Raw genomic sequence first — 3,209 nt, 5'->3', positions numbered from 1 at the left:
CGGCGTGATGGCTGGCGCCGCAGGTGCGACAGGCGTTGCCGGGTTCGGCGCGGCCGGCTCGCTGGTCAATGCTCGCTGACGGCTTTCGCTGTCATCGACCTCCAATGCCAGCGTGTCGTAGTCCGCTTCCAGCAGCTCGGCCATCTGACCCACCAGTTCGTCCTGCACGCGCTGGGGCGAGAAGCCCTCCGGCTGCGTGTCGAACTGCGACAGCACATCCTGAAACAGCGAAGCGAAGTCCACGATCAGCGGCCGGCCCAGCGCACGCCGCTCCCAGGTGCGCTCGCACGCCTTGCGCAGCACTGCGAGCCGGTCCACCTGATGCCGGCCCAATCCGCCGTACAACAGCGTCGGGATCGCCGGCAGCAGATAGCGCACCGCATCGTTCATGCGGCTGATGTGTGACTGCGGCACCGGATAGCCGTCGGCAGTCAGCCGCCGCGCGAGTTCGCTCTGCGACAGCGCCTGGCCGCTTTCCTGCTCGTAGAACTCGCGCGCCTTCTCGATGCCCAAGGCCCGCTCGATGAAGGTCAGCCCGCCGCGCAGCTCGTTCTCGGCCAGATGCCCGGTCAGCGCCACGATTTCGCCGCGCGCCGGCCACGGGCGGAACAGGCACGCAATGCGGAAGAAGCGCTCCTCCTTGGTCTCGCTCCACAACTCGCGCAGGATCGCCAGCCGCGTGTTGCCGCCGTTGCGAATGATGTAGTGCGCCTCGCCCGGCCTGCGCGTGATCGCGGGGGGCGCGTCCAGCCCGCGTTCGCGGATGGACGCCTTGATCTCCGCATAGGCCGGGTTGCGCGTCACGCGCGGGTCGTGGTCGTAGGGCCGCAACTGGTCCAGCGTCACCACCATCGGCGTGTCGGCGATGGGGTCGCTCAAGGTCGCGGCCGAAGGGCCGCTGCGCTCGAAGCCGGTGGCCAGCAGCTTGGCAGCCATGTCCTGCGGCGTCAGCTCAGCCACGGCCGTTCTCCTGCGCCTGCCGGTCGGCGCGGCGAAGTTGCGCGCGGGCATTGCGGTCGGCACGGTGGTCGCTCGCAGTCGAACTGGTGTAGATCGACGCGCAGCCTGGTTTCGTGAATTTCAGGTGCCCGCCGGACGTGCGCACCACGCGCCAGCCTTCGCCCAGCGCGAACTCGATCAGCGCGCGCAGCCGTTCACGGCCGCGCGCCAGTTCATGTGCGCTCGCCATGGCTGGCCCCTCCCGCATCGGCCCGGCCGGTGACCAGCGCGAAGCGCTCCCGCCACGCGGGGAACAGCTCGCCGGCCAGCGTGCGCATGGTGTCCAGCGCCGCGGGCGCCGTGCGCCCAGCTGGCCGCCGGTACTCCACCCGATGCACCGGCAATCCTCGTGTCGCAGCGCGCGGATAGGCTTCGATGGCCGGCACGTCGGTGTCCAGCACCTGCACGCCGGCCTGTTCCTGGAACACCTGTCGCAGCGCCTGCTGGACCAGCCGCGCGTTCGACGACACCGGATGCACACGGTTGATGAGCAGGCGCAGCGGCGGCGGCTCGATGCCCAGGTGGCGATACGGCGCGATGTCCTCGATCAGTTGCAGTGTGCCGCGGCGCAGTTCGCGCGCGGCCAGAATCTCCGGCGTCACCGGTGACAGCGCCAGGTCGGACGCCAGCACCGCCATCTCCAGCAGCACACTGCGCGCGCCCTGGGTGTCGATCAACAGCAAGTCATAGTGCGTGCGGAAGACGGGAAGCAAATGGCGCAGTCGCAGGCGCCCATCCGGTGCGTGCAGCAGCAGCGTGTTCAGTTCGCCGCGGTCGTCGTTGGAGAGCACCAGGTCCAGGCCCGCGATCGCGGTGCGCGACACCAGTTGCTCGATGCGCCGCTCGTTGAAGGCCAGCATCTCGTAGATGCCGCCGGGCGCGCGCACGTCCAGCGTGAAGTAGCTCGACAGCGTGGGCTGCACGTCCAGGTCCAGCAGCAGCACGCGTAGCCCGGCATCGGCGATGAAGCCGCCCAGGTTGGCCGCCGTCGTGGTCTTGCCCACGCCGCCCTTGGTCGAAATGATGGACACCACCTGCATGGGCTTCTCCTCGTCGAATGGCATGAACCGAGAAGAAGCGTCAGGCGCGTTCTTTGAGGCGGTCGGCGATCCACTGTTCGATCTCCACCGAGTCCCAGCCCACCGCGCGCACGCCCAGGCGCAGCGCCTTGGGGAACTTGCCTTCCTTCATCAGGCTGTAGATGTGCGCGCGCTTGAAGCCGGTCTTGGCTTCGACCTCGGCGCGGCGCAGGATGCGGTGCTCGGTCGGTGCCGCCGTGGCGGTGGTCTGCGAAGACATGAGGGTCACTCCTTAACGCTCAGTGGCGCTGATTGGCGTGACTCGAATTAAGAACGCCGCGTTGAAGAAAGACACCGCAAATGCGGTTTCCGCGACCGCAGATACGGTCTGGCATCGCTCAGGAAGTTGTGCTCTGCAGATTGCGCCGAGCCAGTGCGAACTTGGCCTGCAGGGTGCGCTCGGTGATGCCCATCGCGTTGCCGTGGTGCGCCACCATCGCGCTGATGATGGCTTCCTGCGTCAGGAAGCTGGAATACGGCATGCCGCTGGGAGACTTGCCCAGCAGTAGCGTCAGTAACCCGCCAACGATGTTCAGGTAGGTCGATTCGCTGCGCGGCCCAGGCGTGCTCGCACGCTCCGCGTCGGCCGTGTAGGCGGCGTGCGTCTTCAGCAGCGCCTCGTGCTCGGCGCGCAGCGTCTCGTGCACGCCCAAGTGTTCCGCCAGCCGCGCCTTGATCGCTTCCCGCTCGGCCAGCAATGCGCCCACTGTGTCCAGGCTGATCGCCGGGTGAAGTGCACGCTCGATCTCATCGAACAGAAACGCCGGTTTCTCGCCGGGGTAGTAGTACGCCATCCAGGCTTTCAGGTCGACGTGCCGCACCGTCAGCGACAGGTCGTCCATCGTCAGGCCCTGCGTGTCCCGCACCAAACCCTCCTTGCTATACGGCATCTCGCCGTGAGCCAGCGCATCGAAGATTCTTTCGGCGTTCAACCGCAGCATCGGCCAGCGCGGAAACTCCGTTGCCTCCGGTAGAGGCCGCTGTCCCAAGGTCGCCAGGATGCGCCGCTCGAAGCGCAGCAATCCGCTCCAGCGGATTGCCGCCTCGATCGGGCGGTAGTAGGTCTTGGCGCCATCGGCCAGGCTGCTCGACTTCGGCATATCGCGCGCCTCCATTCGTCATCGCACCGAG

At 67.5% G+C, this 3,209-nt stretch carries 5 protein-coding genes; all 5 read right to left on the bottom strand.

The genetic code is table 11. The annotated features are described in order from the left end of the window. Nucleotides 1-960 (bottom strand): ParB family protein (locus tag CYU89_RS07720; RefSeq protein ID WP_296279968.1); only part of this gene is annotated, 960 nt, incomplete at its 3' end. Then, nucleotides 953-1,189 carry a type II toxin-antitoxin system HicA family toxin gene (locus CYU89_RS07715; RefSeq protein ID WP_013982111.1) on the bottom strand — a complete coding sequence of 79 codons (237 nt, stop codon included), beginning with the start codon at nucleotides 1,187-1,189 and terminating at the stop codon, nucleotides 953-955. The genes CYU89_RS07720 and CYU89_RS07715, both read right to left, overlap by 8 nt. Further along, the gene (locus CYU89_RS07710) at nucleotides 1,173-2,039 is read right to left on the bottom strand and encodes a ParA family protein (protein ID WP_034050658.1); all 867 of its coding nucleotides are present in this window, start codon (nucleotides 2,037-2,039) and stop codon (nucleotides 1,173-1,175) included. The genes CYU89_RS07715 and CYU89_RS07710 overlap by 17 nt, the downstream gene beginning before the upstream one ends. 40 nt (nucleotides 2,040-2,079) lie before the next feature. Next, complete coding sequence (locus CYU89_RS07705) at nucleotides 2,080-2,298, bottom strand: AlpA family transcriptional regulator (RefSeq protein WP_016446183.1); 219 nt, start codon at nucleotides 2,296-2,298, stop codon at nucleotides 2,080-2,082. Nucleotides 2,299-2,416: 118 nt separating this feature from the next. Continuing rightward, entirely contained in the window at nucleotides 2,417-3,178 is a 762-nt protein-coding gene (locus CYU89_RS07700; RefSeq protein ID WP_256518883.1) for an ATP-binding protein, read from the bottom strand. Nucleotides 3,179-3,209: the final 31 nt, after the last annotated feature.

This window comes from Pseudoxanthomonas sp., from assembly GCF_002863005.1.
Lineage (GTDB): Bacteria > Pseudomonadota > Gammaproteobacteria > Xanthomonadales > Xanthomonadaceae > Pseudoxanthomonas_A.
The sequence above is the reverse complement of the archived record's forward strand: the minus strand, read 5'-3'. Positions and strand labels throughout refer to the sequence as shown.

Coding starts and splice junctions, on each gene's coding strand:
- CYU89_RS07715 (WP_013982111.1), bottom strand. CDS start 1,189: ATGGCGAGCGCACATGAACTGGCGCGCGGCCGTGAACGGCTGCGCGCG.
- CYU89_RS07710 (WP_034050658.1), bottom strand. CDS start 2,039: ATGCAGGTGGTGTCCATCATTTCGACCAAGGGCGGCGTGGGCAAGACC.
- CYU89_RS07705 (WP_016446183.1), bottom strand. CDS start 2,298: ATGTCTTCGCAGACCACCGCCACGGCGGCACCGACCGAGCACCGCATC.
- CYU89_RS07700 (WP_256518883.1), bottom strand. CDS start 3,178: ATGCCGAAGTCGAGCAGCCTGGCCGATGGCGCCAAGACCTACTACCGC.